Genomic DNA, 17,967 nt, shown 5'->3' with positions numbered 1-17,967 from the left:
ACCAGGTACCGGTCACGGGTTAAACCACCCTAACGACGCGCCTCAGAACTGATACTTGAGTGTCAGCATGGCATTGCGCGGCGTACCGAAATAGCTCGAGCTGGTCGTGCTGTAATACGACTTATCGAACACGTTGTTGATATTGAGCGCAGCCGACAGATGGCTATCCACCTGATAGCGCGCCATCAGGTCGACCACGGCATAGGCATCCTGCGTGAAGCGCTGGTCGCCATTCGCCCCCAACTCATCGGTGTAGGTCTTGCTCTGCCAGTTGGTGCCCCCACCCACCGTCAGCTTGTTCAGCACACCGCTCATGCGATAGGTCGTGAATAGCTTGATGGTGTTCTGCGGAACATAGGTATTCAAAAGCGCGCCGTCTTTATCCTTGGCGCGGCTATGCGAAACACCTGCCACCACTTGCCAGCCCGGGCGAAGTTCACCACTGACTTCAGCTTCAAAACCCCGGCTCTTGGTGCCGGATACGGCGCGATACACCGCGTTGTTGTCGACTGTGACGCCAGGAATGATCTGTGCCAGATTGTCCTGCTGAATCTCAAACACGGCGGCGCTGAAGTTGAGCTTGCGATTAAAGAATTCGCTTTTGACGCCCGCTTCCTTGCTGCTGCCGGTCAAGGGATCCAGAAATGTACCGTCAGAGCCACGGTTGGTTTGCGGCTTGAAAATATCGGTATAGCTCGCATACACGGACCAGGTACGGTTGAGGTCATACACCACTCCGGCATACGGCGTTACCACGCCGCTTTCACTGCGGGCATCGGTGGCATTCTGCGTACCACTGGGGCCCCAGGAGAAGTTGCGCGTGCTCCAGTTGCTGATACGACTGCCGATCATGATGGAAAGATCATCCACAGGCTTGAGGCGCACCGTGGTATAGGCACCGGATTCATGGCTGTCAAACGCACCGGAGCCCGTTACCGGGATATCGTCGTAGCCAGGCGTATCGCCATTCCAGGTATAGATATTGTCGATAGCACTAAGGGCCCAGCCATGACTGGTTGTTCTACCCCAGCTGGTTTTGGAGGCGGTGACGCCGACCACGAGCTCATGCTCACGCCCAAACAGGCTGAATGGACCCGTGGCATAGGCATCAATACTGTTCTGCTTGGGTTTGGCCAGCCAGCTGGTCTTGTACATGCCCGTCCCAGTGCCATCCGGATTGGGAGCATTCCAGATGGCATAGCCCAGCAGGGCGTCGTAATCGCTACGGCGCTGGTTGACCACCACCTTGGCCAGCCAGTCGTTGTCAAACCGCTTTTCCAGCGAGGCAAAGTACGAGCGCTGCTCATGATTGAAATCTGCCCAGTTGGCAGAGGAATTGGCCGATCGCGACCAGTTGGTCCGGCTGCCATCGCTGAAGAACAAGGGCAGGCCGGCACGGCTGGCGCTATTGGAGGTGTATTTCTGGTATTCCATGCCAGCGGTAAACAGCAAGCTGGGGGTGAGGTCGACTTCCAGAATGCCGTAGAACATTTCCTTGTCCGAGCTCATGCGGTCGATAAAGGAGTTGCTGCTCTGGCGCACCGCCACCATGCGGCCACGCACGCTGCCATCTTCGTTCAGCGATCCCGAAATATCCGCTTCGCCACGGAAGTTATCCCAGGAGCCCGCCATGCCGGTGACCGAAGCCTGAAACTCCTTGGTCGGGCGCTTGCGCACCAAGTTGATGGCGGCGGAAGGCGTGCCGACGCCACTCATCAGGCCAGTTGCGCCCCGCACCACTTCTACCCGGTCATAAAATGCCAGGTCGGAAACCTGGTACTGCCAGCTTTCGCTGGTCGACAGCGGAATGCCGTCTATCATGTAATTTTCAACGGCGAAGCCGCGCGAGTAATACTGCACGCCATCCGTCACTTCAGAACCAGCCTGGTTGACACTGATGCCCGTGGTCTGGCGCAACACATCCGACAAGCCCAGCAAGGCACGGTCATCCATTTGCTGGCGCGTGATCACGCTCACCGACTGCGGCGTTTCACGCAGGGACAAACCCAGCCGGGTAGCGGTGTTGGTCTCGCCCGTGGTGTACGAACCGGTGTTTTCGGTGACGGCCATTCTTTCCTCATTTGCGACCACGGCAACTTCCGGCAGCGTCTGGTCACGCACCGCATCCGACTCAGGCACGGCCGTTTTGGGCGCGGCTTCCAGCACGTAGCCGGCGGCATTGCGTTTTACCTGCAGGCCACTGCCATCCAGCAAGCGGGCAAAGCCTGCGTCCACGTCGTACTGTCCTTGCAGGCCAGGCGAGTTCAGGTTTTTCACCAGCCCGGCATCATACGAAATCAGCACGCCAGCCTGCTGCGCGTAGCGGTTCAACACCTGAGCAAGACTGCCCGCAGGAATCTGGTAACTCTTCTGCGCGACTTCTGCTGCCTGCGTGCTTGCCGACATGGCAAGCATGGAACCCAGGGCCAGATGTACCGCCAGACAGGCGGGCTTCAATCGTGTCCACGCTGCCGCTTTCGCAGGCATGCGCGCCTGCCCCTTCCTACTTTTCTGATACTGCTTCATGTGCTCCCCTTTTGTGATGGTGTCTACACAAGCTATGACGTAGTCACCCGCAAAAGCGGAACTGCATGTGCTGCATTTCTTGCCAGTTTTTGCCTGTTATTGCGATGAACCCTGCGCAGGCCCATTGCCTACCTGGTCGGCCGGGGCAGGCTTTTCCACCTTCTCCACCCAGGTGAGCCAGGGCGTCAAATGGCGGATGCGCAGCGGGAAGCTGCTCGCCAGCAACTGCAGCGCCCGGTCCGTATCCTCCAGTGGCAGCAGGGCAGAGACGTGCATCGCATCCATATCGGCAGTGCGATACATGACAATACCGCGACGGTAGCGCCACAGACTGTCTAGCACCTGATTCAGAGGCTGATCCTGCACCATCAGCTGATGCGCACTCCACGCTGCGGCCACGCCTTCAGCATCAATGGCTACCGGCGTGCTGACATGGGCGGGAGACAGCACGACCTGCTCGCCAGCCATCACCACCCGCGCACCCTCTTGCCCTTCTGCACGGGCTTCCACCTTGGAGTGCAGCATGGTCAGCGTGGTCCCGCTATCGGTCAGCGTCACCACAAAGCGCGTACCGAGCGCGCGCATGGTGCCATGCGGGGTTTGCACGATGAATGGGCGCTGTGGGTCAGGCGCGACATCCACCAGAATCTCGCCCTTGAGCAGCGCTACCTTGCGCTCGTGCGCGCTAAACTTGATATCTACCGCCGTGGCACTGGCCAATGCCAGATGCGATTGATCCGGCAACACTTCGTTTTTCCACTCGGCGGTATCGGTACGCAGATCGGCGAACAGGGCCGACCACGGATTGAACAACTGCCAGCCGCCTATCATGACGCCCAGCAGCAAGATCGCAGCAGCCGCGCCCCGCCAGCCACGACCAGCAGAGGGTTTGTGCAAGGCTTGCCGGAGCACGGCGCGTTGAGAAGCATCCCCCGCCACTGAATTCAGCTTACCGACAAAGCCGCGCATGGCACCCACGGCACGTGCGTGAGCAGGGTCCGCCGCCATCCAGGCATTGAACGCGGCTTCATCTGCCACGCTGGCCTCCCGGCTGGCCAGCAGTACCAGCCACTCTGCGGCCTGCCGTACTATCGCAGCTCGCGCTTCGGCCTGATGACCGGGCTGATAAGCCAACTCGCTCATGGCTGCACCTGCTCCAGCGCATCGTGGCAATGCACCAGCGCCTGCACCAGATACTTGCGGACCATGCGGGTGGATACCGACAGGCGGCGGGCGATTTCGTCATGCCCCAGCTCTTCCAGCTGCGCCATCAGGAACGCCTGGCGCGGCTTTTCAGGCAAGGTTTCCAGCACAGAGACCAGATACGCCAGCGCACGCACCGCCTCCAGCATCTTGGCCGGGTCGGGCGCATGCGCATGCTCCAGCTGCGCCGTCAGCTCTTCCAGATACAGGGCTTCAATTCTCTTGTGCCGTGCATCATCAATCAGCAAACGGGTGGCCGTACGCGTTAAAAATGCCCGCGGCTCCTGCAACATCAGCAGATCGCGCGAAGCCATCAAGCGCAAGAATGTATCCTGCGCGATATCCGCCGCTCCATGCGCGCAGCCCAGCTTTTTGCGCAGCCAGCCCTGTAGCCAGCTGTGATGCTGGGTATAAAGCATTTCTGCCACATCGCGACGACGGGGACAAAGAATCAGGGACATGGCCGATATATACAGTTGAGAATAATTATCATTATATGAAACAAGCCAGCATCCTACAACCGTTCAATCGTAAAGTCGGGATAAGACCCCAGCGCGCAAACGCATGATCAAGCTCTGCTTTCCTGCAGCATCACTACTCAGCACAAAATGAGAATGATTTGTATTTGATATGTATAATATCTCCTAAATCTCGTTACTGCTGGATGCCTCATGCGTAAACCACTCGCCCTGTTACATCGCTGGTTTGGCCTTGCCACCGCGATTTTTCTGTTTATTGCCGGTCTTACTGGCGCCATCATTTCCTGGGATCATGAGCTGGATGCGGCGCTGAATCCGCAGCTCTTCGAAGTGCAAGCCCCGACGCATGGCATCCCTCAGCCGTCCTTGCAACTGGCCAGCGAGATCGAGGCGGCCAATCCCTCCATCATGGTGACCTACCTGCCGCTGGCGACAGAAGCCGGGCATGCCTTGCAGCTATTCGTGCAGCCGCGGCTCAACCCGGCCACAGGCAAGCCCTATGCGCCTGACTTCAACCAGATGGCGGTGAATCCCTACACCGGCGAGGTGCAGGGCAAGCGCATGTGGGGCGAGATTTCGCTTAGCGCTCAAAACCTGCTGCCGTTTTTGTACAAGCTGCATTACAGCCTGCATATCCCCGATGGTTTCAATCTTGAGCTGGGCGTCTTGTTCATGGGGATTATTGCCATCGTCTGGACGATAGACAGCCTGATTGCCTTGTGGATTTCCTTCCCCAACCTTGCGAGCTGGCGCAAATCGTTTGCGTTTCGCTGGCAAAAGGGCGGCTATGCACTCAACTTTGATTTGCACCGCTCGGGCGGCGTGTGGGTCTGGGGCTTGCTGCTGATCATGGCGGTAACATCGATCTCGATGAACCTGGGTACGGAGGTCATGCGTCCGCTGGTGAACCGCATTTCGCCGCTGACCGCCAGTCCATTTGACACCATTACCCCCAGTCCGCTGGACAAACCGCTGACGCCCGTCATCTCCCGGCAGGCGGTGCTGGATCGTGCCACCAGCGAGGCACGAAAGCGCGGTTGGGAGGCCCCTCCCGGCGCCATTTTCTGGTCGCCCCAATTTGGCGTATACGGCGTGGGCTTTTTTGAAGCTGACAATGACCATGGCGATGGCGGACTCGGTAATCCCTGGCTCTATTTCGATGGCAAGACCGGCGAATATGCGGGCGCCATCGTGCCGGGCACGGGCAGTGCCGGCGATATCTTCATGCAAGCGCAGTTCCCGCTGCATTCAGGCCGCATTCTCGGCTTGCCGGGGCGCATCCTGATCTCGCTGATGGGGGTGGTCGTCACCATGCTTTCCGTCACCGGCATCATTATCTGGGCCCGCAAGCGCAAGTCACGCCTGCATCAGAGTCAGCGCGCCGCGTCTACAGCCGCCATCGGCAAACGCCATCTGGCGCAGCATGACGGTTCCAAGCCCAGCCCAGCGAATTAATCTGCCACGACCATGCTGAGCTCCCAGATTCATCTGCGCAATCAATGGCTGAGCCTGCTCTATCATAACCATCAGGGCTGGCTCATGGGCTGGCTGCGCAAGAAGCTGGGTTGCCCGCACCATGCAGCAGATATTTCACAAGACACCTTCAGCCGTTTGCTGGCGCAGGATGACATCCCCGACATCCGCGAGCCCCGGGCCTATCTGCTGGTGACCGCCAACCGGCTAATGATCAATGAATTCCGCAAGCGACAGGTGGAGCAGGAAACCCTGCAAGCCGTGGCGCTGCTCAACGCCGATGACAGCAGCCATAGCCCGGAAACCATCTGCTCGGCGCGGCAATTGCTGGCGCAGGTATTGCTGATGCTAAGCGAAGAATTGGATGAAAAAGCCCGGCGCGCCCTGCTGCTCGCCCGTGTCGATGGCATGGGTTACCGCGAAATCGCTGCCACCATGCAAGTCTCGGAAAGCAGCGTCAAGCAGTACCTGTCGCGGGCGCTGGTGCATTGCCATGCCCGGCTCTACCCCGGCGCGCCCTGAGCATGCCAGACGACATGCCATCTGCATCGCAATCTGCTTCAGCCGCCTCGGCCATGCCGGAGCCGACGATGGCCGAGGTGCGCCAGCAAGCCGCCGAATGGCTGATCCAGCTGACGGAAGCGGATACCGAAGCGCAACGCGCTCAATTACAGGCAGCCTGCCAGGCATGGCAACAGCGTCACCCGCGCCATGCCGAGATTTTTCGCCAGATGGAAACCCTGTGGCAAAGCCTGGCAGACCATGCCGACACAGCAAAATCCGAACGCAGCAAGGGTGGACGCAAAGCGCTGATCGGCACCGCCCTGAGTGCCTTGCTGCTGCTGGGCGGCCTGCAACTTCCCAGCAGCCGCTACTGGCTGGCGGATGAACGTACATCGACTGGCGAAATTCGCCAGATCAGCCTCAGTGACGGCAGCCGCATCACCCTCAACACGCACAGTGCCGTGGATATCCGCTTTGACGCTCACACCCGCACCATACGCCTGACCGAGGGCGAAGTGCTGGCCGAAGTGGCACACGATCCGCAGCAGCGTCCCTTTATTGTGGAAAATCGCGATGGCTCGGCAACGGCTCTCGGCACGCGCTACCTGGTGCGGCAGGATGCCGACAGCAGCACCGTCACCGTGCTGGAATCCACGGTAGCCGTGAAGCCTCGCCATTCCGCCACCATCAGCAAGGTATATGCCGGCAAACAGCTGCGCTTTGACACCCAGCAGGCATATACCCTGATGCCCGCCCCAGCACTCGCCGATAGCTGGCACATGCAGCGGCTGGTGTTTGAAGATGCGCCGCTGAGTGCCGTGATTGCGCGACTGGCGGAATACCGCCCCGGCCTGCTCAAGCTGAGAGCCGATACACAGCCACTGCGGTTTACCGGGGTATTGCCCACCGATGATGGCGACAAGGCACTCAGTATCCTGCAACAGGCATTGCCTATCCGCATTCAGCGCTATTCAAACTACGTGGTGTTGGTGGACACGGCGAACGCAGACGCACGCAAGCCCGCACCTGATCAGTAAAGTGTTATGCGCTTGATATAACCGACTTTTAGAAACAAAACGCCAACACAAGCTGCCCGATTTTTCCTCAGCGCGGTCATTGGAGTTGAGAGCTTCTCAATTCCAATGACCAAACTCAGGGAGTCAACCATGACAACATCTCCAGCGTGGGGCCGTGCCTCACTTTTACATCTCGCCATTGTGGCGTGCCTGTGCCAGATGACACAGGCCCATGCCGCCGATGCCAGCCCAGCCAGCCATTTACAAATCGCCGCTCAGCCTCTGGGGCAGGCTCTTACCGAACTGGCCGCCAAAACGGGCATGCTGATCGGAGTGGATGCCGACCTGGTGCGCAACAAGCAGGCCAAATCTATCAACGGGCAATACCAGCCGGAAGACGCCCTGACCGCGCTTCTCGCCGGGAGCGGTTTGCAGGCCGTAAAGGGCAGCAATGGCAGCTACACCCTCAAGCCCAATCCTGCCAATGTGGAAAAGCCGCAAAGCCATGCCGAACCCACCACGCTACCTGAAGTCAGCGTGTCAGCCGCCAAGGAATCCAGCGCTAACGTGCAAGATGAGGGCAAAGCCGCAGATGGCTATCGGGTCAAGACCATCTCCTCCGTCGGCGCACTCGGCAGCATGCGCCTGCAGGATACCCCGTATGCCATCAGCGTGATTCCGCAGGAGCTGATCCAGAATATCCAGGCACAATCTCCGGACGATGTGTACAAGCTGAACCCATCGACCCGCACCACCACGCCGCAGATCACGGGTTTCAGCCCCAATGTGAATATTCGCGGCTTTGACGGCTATAACACAGCGGAAGATGGCATGCGCCGCGCCTACAACCATGCTGCCACCATGGAAGACAAGGAACGGGTGGAAGTGTTGAACGGCCTTTCCGGCTTTTTATATGGCGCAGCAAACCCGGGCGGCATGATCAATTTCGTATACAAACGCCCGACCATGGAGCGGCTGAACAGCGTGACGGTAGGGAACTACGGTGGCAGCCAGGCCTATGTGCATGGCGATTTTGGCGGCCGCATTGACGACGAAGGCCGCGCAGGCTATCGGCTGAACGTGGTCAAGCAGGATGGTGGCACGGCGCTGGATCATCAGAGCATACAGCGCGAACTGGTCAGCGGCGCCATCGATTGGCAGATCACCGACAAGCTGCTGCTGGAGTTGAACGCGGTCTACAACCACTACAAAATTGATGCCGTCTCACCCTACTGGTATGTTGCCAGTGGCATTCAGCGCCCTTCCGCCCCGGACACCAGCAAATACTGGGGCCAGAAATGGAGTGGTGATGAGTTTCACAATACCAAGCTCATGAGCAAACTGACCTACCAGTTGAATGACCACATCACCCTGCGCGGCGCCTATATGCGCGACTACATCCATCGCGAAGGTACCGCAGGCACCTACAATTACCCGCAATCGGCCACCACTTATCAGCAACTGGCACTGGCCGGCGCCGACACCGAGGATGTCTATAACGCGGGGCAGGCGTTTGCCGATATCCGCTTTGATACCGGCAGCATTTCGCACAAGGTCACCACCGGCTACTACATGAATTCCGATCTTTACCGCGGATCGGATTACGACAGTGGCGCCAGCATGCTAGGGCCATTTTCCATGCGCAGTCCGACCTATGTCGCTAAACCAGCCTTTGCTGCGGACACCGCCTCGCTTTATACCAAAGGCCGCGATATCAATGAAAACCTGATGCTGGGCGACTTGGTCACCTTTAACGAGCAATGGTCCATGCTGGCCGGGGTAAACCGCAGCCGTATCCTCTCGCTGAGCTACAACGAAGACAACAGCAAGAGCTCCTCCTATGACAAGAGCCGCACCTCGCCTGCGATCTCCCTGATTTACAAGCCCATGCCATGGCTGACCTCTTACCTGAGCTACATCGAAGGACTGGAGGCAGGTGGTCGCGCGCCAACTTCACTGATTTATACAAACCATGGTGAGGTTATGCCACCCATGGTCAGCCGTCAGCAGGAGTTCGGCCTGAAAGCCAGTGTGGGCAAGGTATTGCTGACCACCGCCATCTTTGAGATCGAAAAGGCCTATCAATACACGGAGGTCATCGACAGCTCAAGCAGTGTCTATCGCCAGAATGGTCGCCAGAATCACAAGGGCATAGAATTCGGCGCCACCGGCAAAGCCACGGATAGACTCACCGTCATCACCGGCCTGACGCTGATGGATGCCACGGTGAAGAAATCGGAAAATGCAGGCAACGTGCCGATGAATGTGGCGCAACAGTTTGCCAAGGTCTATAGCGAGTATCAGATTCCTGGCGTTGAAGGCCTGACGCTCACCGGCGGGGTTTACTACACCGGCAAGCAATATGCGGATGATGCCAACACGGATCGCCTGCCATCCTTTGTCACGGCGGATATTGGCGCACGTTACCAAACCACGGTATCCAATCGCCCCCTGACCTTGCGCTTGAATGTGAATAACCTGTTCGACAAGGATTACTGGCTGAACGCCTACTACCTCGGCACCCCGCGCAGCCTGGCCTTCTCGGCACAGATGCAGTTCTAAGCCCCTCCCCCAGCAAACTGCCCGGTGCAATATCGGGCAGTTTGCCCTTTAGCCCCGTAGCGTCGAAATCTGGTCAGTTGGCATGGTATTTCGGCAGCGTTCTCTCCGGCGCCCGGATGTCGTCCGATAACACAACTATTAAAAATCAATTGTGCTATAAGACACGGTATTGTCTCTTTATTCGCACAATGATACATTGTGGTTTAATAACTTGGCATAAGTGCCTTAATTTGTTGGCAAATTATAAAAAAACATCGGTTTTTAGTAAAAAAATTAATGCACTCTAATTGGTGTTTTTCTAAGGGGGGTCTATATACCATGCGCCTTGCGAGCACGATTCTTGCGTCCTGCCCTTTTGTAGCCTCTTTCTGAAACGCGGACGTTGAATCCCTAAACCCATGCAGCAATCGCCTCACTACATGCCGGACCATCACGCGCAGATCGTACTGAATCACGTTACGATCAGCGCGTTGCCGTCCATTCCGCAGGTGCTGACGCGCATTCTGGAAATGCTGCAGGATGAAGATACCGACATGCGCAAGCTGGCGGACCTGATGGAAATGGATGTGGTGATCAGCGCCCGTATCCTGCAAGTGGCCAACTCGGCGGCCTTCCAGCGCGGGACCCAGGTATTGTCGGTGTACAGCGGCATATCCAATCTGGGCTGGGATCTGGTCAAGACCCTGACCCTGAGCATTATTTTCCAGCGCATGCTGAGCGATTACTTCAAGAGCAATCAGCAGGATCTTGCCAGCTACTGGTATCACTCGCTGCGCACCGCCGTGCTGTGCAAGGCACTGGCCGCCCGCACCAGCGCGGTTTCTACCGACGAAGCCTATATTTCCGGCCTGCTGCACGACATCGGTCGTCTGGGGCTGTTGAGCGGATTCAACGCCCAGTACCAGGCGTTTTTTGCCATCGACGAGTCCCTGCCCAACTACATCGAAAGTGAAGCCGCGCGCTTTGGCATCGACCACTGCGAGCTGGGCGCCTGGGTCATTAAGAACTGGCAGGTAAAATCCTTCCTGGAAGATGCGATTGCCTATCACCACCTGCCCGCGGCACAGCTGGAGCATTCCCCGGCGCTGATCAAGATTGTCTACCTGGCCAATCTGCTGGCGCAGCAGAATATCCGTGACAAACCCGCCCTGGCCGAACTGGCCGAGCGCTGGTTCAATCTGAGCGAAACCGCGCTGGATGAAATTGTCAGCATCAGCCACCAGCAGATTGATGTGCTGGCGATCTCGCTCAACCTGGAAGCCGAAAAACCGGCGCTGGGCATGGACAGCGCCCCGGAAGCCGAAGATATCGAAGCCCTGCTGGGCGCGCTGGGCAACCGCGCACAAGCGCCCCTCGCGCCGTCGTCCAATATTGATGACCGCCTGATGCAGGGCGTGGCAAGCAATGCGCTGATCAACCACATGGAAAGCACGCTCAGCCAGCAGCCGGATGAAGAAGCCCTGCTGCTGCAACTGCAAAAGCTGGCGCGGCTGATTTGCCACAGCAAGCAGCTGATGCTGTTTGTGCCAAATGAAACCCAGACCACCCTCATCGGCAAGCCGCTGCAGGCAGACCAGAAATGGGTGGCCGATTTCATTCTGCCGACCCAGCAGGATGTCAGCCTGATTGCCGATACCTGGCTTGCGCAGGCGGCCCGCCATAGTTTTGAGGCCTTCCGTGGCAGCAAAGCCACCCTGCCAGACAAGCAGATGATGCGCATGAGCAATGCCGCCGGCATGCTGTGCGTGCCCATGATGCTGAAAGGCAAGCCCATGGGCGTGATGGTGCTGGCACTGGATCAGCCCGAATTTCTGCTGCTGGACACGCAGATGTCCATCCCCACCGCCCTTGCCCGCATTGCCGCCAGCCGCCTGGCCGCCAGCGGACAACCAGCCGATGACATGCTGGCAGGCGAAGCGCAAAAAGAACGCCTGCGACGGTTTGTGCATGAAACCAGCAACCCGCTCACCACGGTTAAAAACTACCTCGCAATTTTAGAGCAGCGCATGCTGAAAAACGGCATGCAAAGCGATGACATCAGCATCGTCAATGAAGAGATTGACCGCATCGGCGTCATGATCGGCGAGCTGTATTCCAATGGCCAAAGCTACAGCGCCGCCAGTGTGGATATCAACCAGATGGTGCTGGACCTGATCACCCTGCATCGCCAGACTTACCTGGAACCCGCCGGTGTGGATGTGGTAGAAGCCTTGCATCCGAATCTGCCCGAAGTCACCACCATTCCATACCAATTGCGGCAAGTGCTGGTCAATCTGATCCGCAATGCCGCCGAAGCCATGCCGAATGGCGGCACATTAACCATTGCCACCCATGTGGAAAACCGCGCTGGCGAAGAACCCATGCTGCTGATTCAGGTCAGCGATACCGGCCACGGCATCCCGGATGAGGTAATGGCACGCTTGTTCAGCCCGCAAACCAGCACCAAGGGCGGCAACCATGGCGGCATCGGGCTCACCATCAGCAACGACATCATCAAATCCCTGCATGGCAGTATGGCCTGCCGTACATCCCCCCAGGGCACCAGCTTTGACGTGCGCCTGCCTCTGCAATCCGAAGCCAGCGATCTGGCATTAATGGAATAAAAGGGCACCATGTCGAGCATCTACCCCATCAACGCCACACCCAAGCCGGTTGCCGAGCCAGCACCGCTGGCAAGGCTGCTGATTGTCGATGACAATGTGCGGCTGGCCGAAAGCCTGAAATACCTGGTCGAAATCCATGGCTATGTCGCCCAGGTGTGCAACTCCGGCCAAGCCGCGCTTGATCTCGTGGCCGAGCAGCGCTTTGACCTGATGCTGCTGGATCTTTCCATGCCGGGCATGACCGGGCATGAGGTGCTGATGCAGCTGCCCAAGGGCAAGCAACGCATCCCCGTGGTCGTCATCAGCGGCACCAAAACCCTGAATGCCGCCATTGATGCCATGCGCCACGGCGCCTATGACTTTTTGCGCAAACCCTACCAGCCGGAAGAACTGCTGCGCACCATCGAAAATGCGCTGGAACATTCGCGGCTTGAGCTGCAGAACAAATCCATCCACGCCCGGCTGGAAGAATCGGAAACGCTCTACCAATACCTGATCGACAGCTCGCCCGACATCATCTACACGCTGGATGACAACGGCAACTTCACCTTCATCAACAACCGTGTGGAAACCCTGCTGGGCTATTCGCGCGAGACCATGCTGGGCAAACACTACACGCTGCTGATCCACGAAGAAGATTACGAGCGCGCGCACCACGCCTTCAATGAGCGCCGCACCGGCAACCGCGCCGCCAAGAACGTGGAGCTGCGCCTGCGCTGCCAGGAGCGCCGCAGTGAACGTCGCCAGCCCGACCAGAACTTCATCACAGTCGTCATCAATGCCATGGGCATTTATGGCACGCACCCGGAACATGGCACGCCATTCAATGGAACCTACGGGGTGGCGCGTGACATTACCGAGCGCAAAAAAGCCGAGCAGGCCATCACCCACCAGGCCTACCACGATACGCTGACCGACCTGCCCAACCGCATGCTGTTCAAGGACCGCTTGACGGTCGCCATCCATCACGCCAAACGCAACAAGCACAAGCTGGCGATCATGTTTCTGGATCTGGACCGTTTCAAATGGGTAAACGACACCCTGGGCCATCTGTATGGCGATGAGCTCTTGAAGCAAGTCGCCGCACGCCTGCGCAATTGCATGCGCGAGCAGGACACGCTGGCGCGCATGGGCGGCGATGAATTCACCATGCTGCTGCACGAGCTGAATCAGCCCGACGATGCGACCGTCATCGCCCAGAAGATTTTTGATGAACTGAAGCGCCCCTTCATGCTGGATGACCGCGAAATCTTCATCTCATCCAGTATTGGCATTGCCATTTACCCGGACCATGGCGACTCCATCGAAAACCTGATCAAGCGCGCCGATATTGCCATGTACCACGTCAAATGGCGCGGCAAGAATGGCTTCCAGTATTACGATCCAAGCATGAACAGCATGTTCCACAAAAAGCTGTCGCTGGAAAACGAGCTGCGACGCGCCATCGAAAAACGCCAGATCGTGCTGTACTACCAGCCCAAGATTCATCTGGATGGTCATTGCGTCATCGGCCTGGAAGCCCTAGCGCGCTGGCATCACCCTGAGCTAGGCCTGGTATCGCCGCTGGAATTCATCCCGCTGGCTGAAGAAACCGGCCTCATCCACGCCCTGGGCGAAATGCTGCTGGAAGAAGCCTGCGTGCAGATGCGGCAATGGCAGGATGCCGGGCTCAACAACTTCAGCCTGGCGATCAATATCTCGCCGCAACTGGTGGAAGAAGATGCCTTTGTCAGCCGTATTTTGACGCCGATACGCCACCACCAGCTGAGCGAAGACCTGTTTGAAATCGAGATTACCGAAAACCTGCTGATGCGCGATGTCGAAAGCTCCATCAGCAAGCTGAAAGAACTGGGCAGCCACGGCATCAAGATCGCCCTGGACGACTTTGGCACCTGCTACTCCTCACTTGCCTACCTGCGGCGCTTCCCCATTCACAGCGTCAAGATCGACAAATCCTTCGTCAGCGACATCAGCAGCACCAGCGAAAACGCCTCCATCATCTCGGCGATTGCCGGTATCGCCAACGGCTTCAAGCTCGACCTCATCGCCGAAGGCGTGGAAACCCTGCCACAAATGCACACCCTGCAATCCCTGGGCTGCACCAAGATGCAAGGCTTCCTGTTCAGCAAACCCCTGCCCGCCAAGGAAATGACACAGGTGCTGCACAATCCCTCCCTGTTATTCCAGGATGTCCCCGCGCCGCCACAGATGCTGCCCTTGTTATAGGGAAATCACGGCCACAGCCTCGGCAATCTGGCGCGTATCCAGTCCAACCGGGTGGGTGGCATGGCCATCCGCGTCTCAAATCCAGCGCCGTCACCATCCGCATAGATCAGGTAGTTGTTGCCATACTCAAGCTCGCGGAGTTCCCAGGCAAACTCGAAGTAGCGCTCGGCCAGTAGTTCGCCTTGCATGGAGTAAACACTGAGAAGGATTTCGTCATCCTGAATATTGCCTGGATCAATACCGCCAGCCAATCCACAAAGAACAATGTTGTATTGCTGCCCCTGAAAAGTATGGATGCCACCATTCATTTCTTCTGTATAGAGTTCACACTTTTGGTAATAAATGGGATCGGCCCGAATTAGAACTAACCAGAAAAAATAAGGAATAGCCGTCAGAATGAGTAGCCCTCGAAGTAATCGTTTGATAATCATCGTTTGAACTCCCAACAGATTTCACCCAGATCAACCACGATGGGTTTGTCTAATTTGATGCGCTTTAAATCCGAGTAGATCACAAAGTCACCTCCTCGATTTTTTAGCTCACGCCATTGACGGAAATCGCGGTTGCGGACCGGGTAATACACCTCCCCTTGGCGCAATTGGCTTTTGATGTCCACTGGCTTGTCGAGGTGGCCTGGAATGGAAGGCAGGTAGTAGCGGGCATCGTTGCCAAGTTCAAACTTCACGTTCGGAGAGACTTTTTTTGAGATGACATCAGCAATTGCTCCATCTAGAGCAATGATGACTCCGTTGCGGTTCCAATGGCCCAGATATTGAGAGACCGAGCTTACCCGATCGTTAAAGGAATACCGATCCATCACATAAACATACACATGGGTGATGGTAACGGTGGAATGCAGGCAATGCCGCCATGGGGCAGGATCATAACGGTTGTAACGGGCCACCCTGATTTCAGCACTGGCAATGGCGGCATACAGGGTGAAGTTGCCAATGGCGGCGGCGAGGTCGTTCATGCCCACGCCCTGATAGACGGTTTTGAGATTGGCAATCACATCCAGCATGGGGACATCGGCATGCTGAAACTGGAAGCGCTTGTGCAAAAGCTGCTTGTCATGGCCGCAGTTCGCCAGCGTATCCAGAGTGCCGGTGTACTGGTAATCGTAGCGCTTCATAAAGCGCTCAAATTTATTCACCAGCTCTTTTCGAGCAAAGCTGTTGTAAATATTTTCATGCGCCGTGGACTTCAGCTCGCTGTCCAGCAGCCAGTCGTAATGCTTGCGCACATCGCCAAAGCCCAGCACCCAGCTTAGTTTGAGGCTGTCGGTATCCACAAACGCTTCATCAAACATGGTGTCGGATTTATCGGGGATGACATGGGCACGGCCATTGAACCAGCGCCGGGCGCAGTAGGCGGCGTATTTGAAGCCCATGGCTGCCATGCCTTTTGGCAGATCGAGCATGTCGAACGGCGGCGGGCAGTCCTCTTCATCTTCTTCTTCGTCATCATCCACTTGCGATGACCGGGACGTTTGCGCGGTGGCGATTTATCCATGGCGATGCTGGCCTGGGCCTTGACCGGGCGGCAGCCAGCGACATGTTGCTTTAACACCCAGACCCGGCTTAAGCCGGACGTTTCGGTGGCAAGAAAGGGGTACCGCTCTTTTTTCAGTTCCTGCTGGTACTCTAAAAGTCTATCTGCAAGCCGCTCTAGCAATGACATGGTTCACCCCTGGGAAATGGAACAAATGGTTGAAATGCCCAAGGATGCTATGCAAGGAGAAAAGACGGCTCAAGAAAAGCCGTCACGCGCTTATTGGATAGTGATGGTCGCCCCTGCAGATATGCGAGTTGCTCAGTGAGCCTGGCCTGACGAATACGCCAGACTGAATGTCTGCGCTTTTTCAGGCTCGGCACGTTCATGCGCTTCCATGGGGGTGATCACGGCGGTAAAGCCTTGCAGGGTTTGCGCTACCTGCGGTGACAACACAATGCTGAAGGCGCTGGCGTAGGTTTTGCCGGAGGGCACGTGCATGACATGCCGGGCAGCGGCAGCATCCGTTGGCAAGCCTTGCAGGGTGAGCACATAGGTCTGCGCCTGGGCTTCTTTATTAGTGAGGCGCACGATATAGCGGCTCTTGAGATCACCATTGGACATGCGGGTCACCAGCGGCTGGTCTTGCTGGATATTGGCGACAAAGGGCTCCAGGTGCTGAATCTTGTAGGCAAAGAAGACAATCGCCAATGCCATCAGCGCCAGATAGCCATATTGCTTGAGGCGGCTGGCAAAACCGACGGTAGCGGATTTTGCCGCAGGCTCCACCGCCGCCGCCTGGCGGAAATCGATCAGGCCAGTCGGCAGCTGGATGGATTTCATGATGGTATTGCAGGCATCAATACACAAGCCACAGGCAATGCAGTCAATCTGAAAGCCTTTGCGGATATCCACCCCGGTGGGGCAGACATTGACGCAATAGCCGCAATCAATACAGTCACCCACGCCCTGCTGCTGACGAGAACCCGGCTCCTTGAGCGCTTTGGCAGGCGGCTGGCGGCCTTGGGTGCGTTCACCGCGGCCAGCATCGTAAACCACGGTTTTGGTCAGCGGATCCTGCATGGCGCTCTGGAATTTGCCATAGGGGCAAGCCACGCGGCATATGTTCTCGCGGGCAAAGCCGGCGGCGACATAAGTAGTGGCGGTAATGGTAGCAATCGCGGTATAGGCCGCCATGGGGGCATGGCCCTCCCAGATGGCGGATATCAGCTGGCGGGCATCGGCAAAATACAGGGTAAAGGTCACGGCAGTTGCCAGTGCCAGGACAAGCCAGAGTGCGTGGGTCAGCCCCAGCTTGGCGATTTTCTCCAGCCCCCAGGGCTGTTTCATCAAGCGGATGCGCGCTTGTGCTTCCCCCTGCACCCAGCCTTCTATCATGCGGAAGGCATCGGTCCACAGGGTCTGGAAACAGAAAAACCCGCAGAACACACGCCCGTACAGCGCCGCCGACACAAACAGCATGGTGGCCGCCATGACCATGATCGCCATCAGCACCATCAGGTCCTGCGGGAAGATCACGATATCAAACAAAAAGAAGCGGGAGTTGGCGAGGTCAAACAGCAAGGGCTGGCCGCTGCGCGCAGCGCCATGCCAGGTAAGCCAGGGCAGGCCGAAATAGACCGTGTAGGCCAGGAGCAGAATCCCAGTCTTGAGATGGCGATAGTTGCCCTTGACCGCATACGGCACGATGGGAATGATTTTTCTGGCGGGCTTGGCAGCACCGGCAATAACCGCTTGCATGGCTGGCTCCATTCATTTGAGTGTGTGCCATGTTAAAACTCGCCATCAAGATAAAACAGATGCAGAAACCACATAAAAAACCATATCAGATTTATACTGCCTGCATGATCAGCTGCAAGGCCC

General features: G+C 57.4%; 12 protein-coding genes. 6 read left to right on the top strand and 6 right to left on the bottom strand.

Translation table 11 applies throughout. The features are described from left to right. Positions 1–42: 42 nt before the first annotated feature. The 3 genes from LG203_RS01145 to LG203_RS01135 form a co-directional block, all read right to left on the bottom strand. The gene (locus LG203_RS01145) at positions 43–2,526 is read right to left on the bottom strand and encodes a TonB-dependent siderophore receptor (protein ID WP_230344119.1); all 2,484 of its coding nucleotides are present in this window, start codon (positions 2,524–2,526) and stop codon (positions 43–45) included. 96 nt (positions 2,527–2,622) lie between these two features. Further along, the gene (locus tag LG203_RS01140; RefSeq protein WP_230344118.1) at positions 2,623–3,669 is read right to left on the bottom strand and encodes a FecR family protein; all 1,047 of its coding nucleotides are present in this window, start codon (positions 3,667–3,669) and stop codon (positions 2,623–2,625) included. After that, positions 3,666–4,190, bottom strand: coding sequence for a sigma-70 family RNA polymerase sigma factor (locus LG203_RS01135; RefSeq protein WP_230344117.1), 525 nt, complete (start codon positions 4,188–4,190; stop codon positions 3,666–3,668). The genes LG203_RS01140 and LG203_RS01135 overlap by 4 nt, the downstream gene beginning before the upstream one ends. A gap of 210 nt (positions 4,191–4,400) precedes the next feature. On the opposite strand from LG203_RS01135, the gene LG203_RS01130 reads away from it, so the two are divergent. From LG203_RS01130 to LG203_RS01105, 6 genes are all read left to right on the top strand, one after another. Beyond that, a complete protein-coding gene (locus tag LG203_RS01130; RefSeq protein WP_230344116.1) occupies positions 4,401–5,663 on the top strand; it encodes a PepSY-associated TM helix domain-containing protein in 1,263 nt (420 codons plus the stop codon). A 12-nt stretch (positions 5,664–5,675) separates the two neighbouring features. After that, positions 5,676–6,203: a sigma-70 family RNA polymerase sigma factor gene (locus LG203_RS01125; RefSeq protein ID WP_230344115.1), complete on the top strand. Its 528-nt coding sequence runs from the start codon at positions 5,676–5,678 to the stop codon at positions 6,201–6,203. A gap of 2 nt (positions 6,204–6,205) precedes the next feature. Then, the gene (locus LG203_RS01120) at positions 6,206–7,222 is read left to right on the top strand and encodes a FecR family protein (RefSeq protein ID WP_230344114.1); all 1,017 of its coding nucleotides are present in this window, start codon (positions 6,206–6,208) and stop codon (positions 7,220–7,222) included. A 129-nt stretch (positions 7,223–7,351) separates the two neighbouring features. Continuing rightward, on the top strand, positions 7,352–9,763 hold the full coding sequence (locus LG203_RS01115) for a TonB-dependent receptor (RefSeq protein ID WP_230344113.1): 2,412 nt from the start codon (positions 7,352–7,354) through the stop codon (positions 9,761–9,763). Between the two features lie 398 nt (positions 9,764–10,161). Next, positions 10,162–12,366, top strand: coding sequence for an HDOD domain-containing protein (locus LG203_RS01110; protein ID WP_230344112.1), 2,205 nt, complete (start codon positions 10,162–10,164; stop codon positions 12,364–12,366). A 9-nt stretch (positions 12,367–12,375) separates the two neighbouring features. Next, the gene (locus LG203_RS01105) at positions 12,376–14,592 is read left to right on the top strand and encodes an EAL domain-containing protein (RefSeq protein WP_230344111.1); all 2,217 of its coding nucleotides are present in this window, start codon (positions 12,376–12,378) and stop codon (positions 14,590–14,592) included. 5 nt (positions 14,593–14,597) lie between these two features. Here LG203_RS01105 and LG203_RS01100 read toward each other — a convergent pair whose 3' ends face one another. From LG203_RS01100 to ccoG, 3 genes are all read right to left on the bottom strand, one after another. Next, positions 14,598–14,900, bottom strand: coding sequence for a hypothetical protein (locus LG203_RS01100; protein WP_230344110.1), 303 nt, complete (start codon positions 14,898–14,900; stop codon positions 14,598–14,600). Between the two features lie 119 nt (positions 14,901–15,019). Further along, positions 15,020–16,063, bottom strand: coding sequence for a DUF6402 family protein (locus tag LG203_RS01095; RefSeq protein ID WP_230344109.1), 1,044 nt, complete (start codon positions 16,061–16,063; stop codon positions 15,020–15,022). A gap of 341 nt (positions 16,064–16,404) precedes the next feature. Further along, positions 16,405–17,844 (bottom strand): cytochrome c oxidase accessory protein CcoG, encoded by a 1,440-nt coding sequence (gene ccoG / locus LG203_RS01090; protein ID WP_230344108.1) that lies wholly within the window; start codon positions 17,842–17,844, stop codon positions 16,405–16,407. Positions 17,845–17,967 lie beyond the last annotated feature (123 nt).

Source organism: Methylovorus mays (assembly GCF_020531915.1).
GTDB classification, from domain to species: Bacteria; Pseudomonadota; Gammaproteobacteria; order Burkholderiales; family Methylophilaceae; genus Methylovorus; species Methylovorus mays.
The sequence above is the reverse complement of the archived record's forward strand: the minus strand, read 5'-3'. Positions and strand labels throughout refer to the sequence as shown.

Excerpts from the sequence above, each read along its gene's own strand:
- LG203_RS01145 (WP_230344119.1), bottom strand. The coding sequence starts at position 2,526 with ATGAAGCAGTATCAGAAAAGTAGGAAGGGGCAGGCGCGCATGCCTGCG.
- LG203_RS01140 (WP_230344118.1), bottom strand. The coding sequence starts at position 3,669 with ATGAGCGAGTTGGCTTATCAGCCCGGTCATCAGGCCGAAGCGCGAGCT.
- LG203_RS01135 (WP_230344117.1), bottom strand. The coding sequence starts at position 4,190 with ATGTCCCTGATTCTTTGTCCCCGTCGTCGCGATGTGGCAGAAATGCTT.
- LG203_RS01130 (WP_230344116.1), top strand. The coding sequence starts at position 4,401 with ATGCGTAAACCACTCGCCCTGTTACATCGCTGGTTTGGCCTTGCCACC.
- LG203_RS01125 (WP_230344115.1), top strand. The coding sequence starts at position 5,676 with ATGCTGAGCTCCCAGATTCATCTGCGCAATCAATGGCTGAGCCTGCTC.
- LG203_RS01120 (WP_230344114.1), top strand. The coding sequence starts at position 6,206 with ATGCCAGACGACATGCCATCTGCATCGCAATCTGCTTCAGCCGCCTCG.
- LG203_RS01115 (WP_230344113.1), top strand. The coding sequence starts at position 7,352 with ATGACAACATCTCCAGCGTGGGGCCGTGCCTCACTTTTACATCTCGCC.
- LG203_RS01110 (WP_230344112.1), top strand. The coding sequence starts at position 10,162 with ATGCAGCAATCGCCTCACTACATGCCGGACCATCACGCGCAGATCGTA.
- LG203_RS01105 (WP_230344111.1), top strand. The coding sequence starts at position 12,376 with ATGTCGAGCATCTACCCCATCAACGCCACACCCAAGCCGGTTGCCGAG.
- LG203_RS01100 (WP_230344110.1), bottom strand. The coding sequence starts at position 14,900 with ATGAATGGTGGCATCCATACTTTTCAGGGGCAGCAATACAACATTGTT.
- ccoG (WP_230344108.1), bottom strand. The coding sequence starts at position 17,844 with ATGCAAGCGGTTATTGCCGGTGCTGCCAAGCCCGCCAGAAAAATCATT.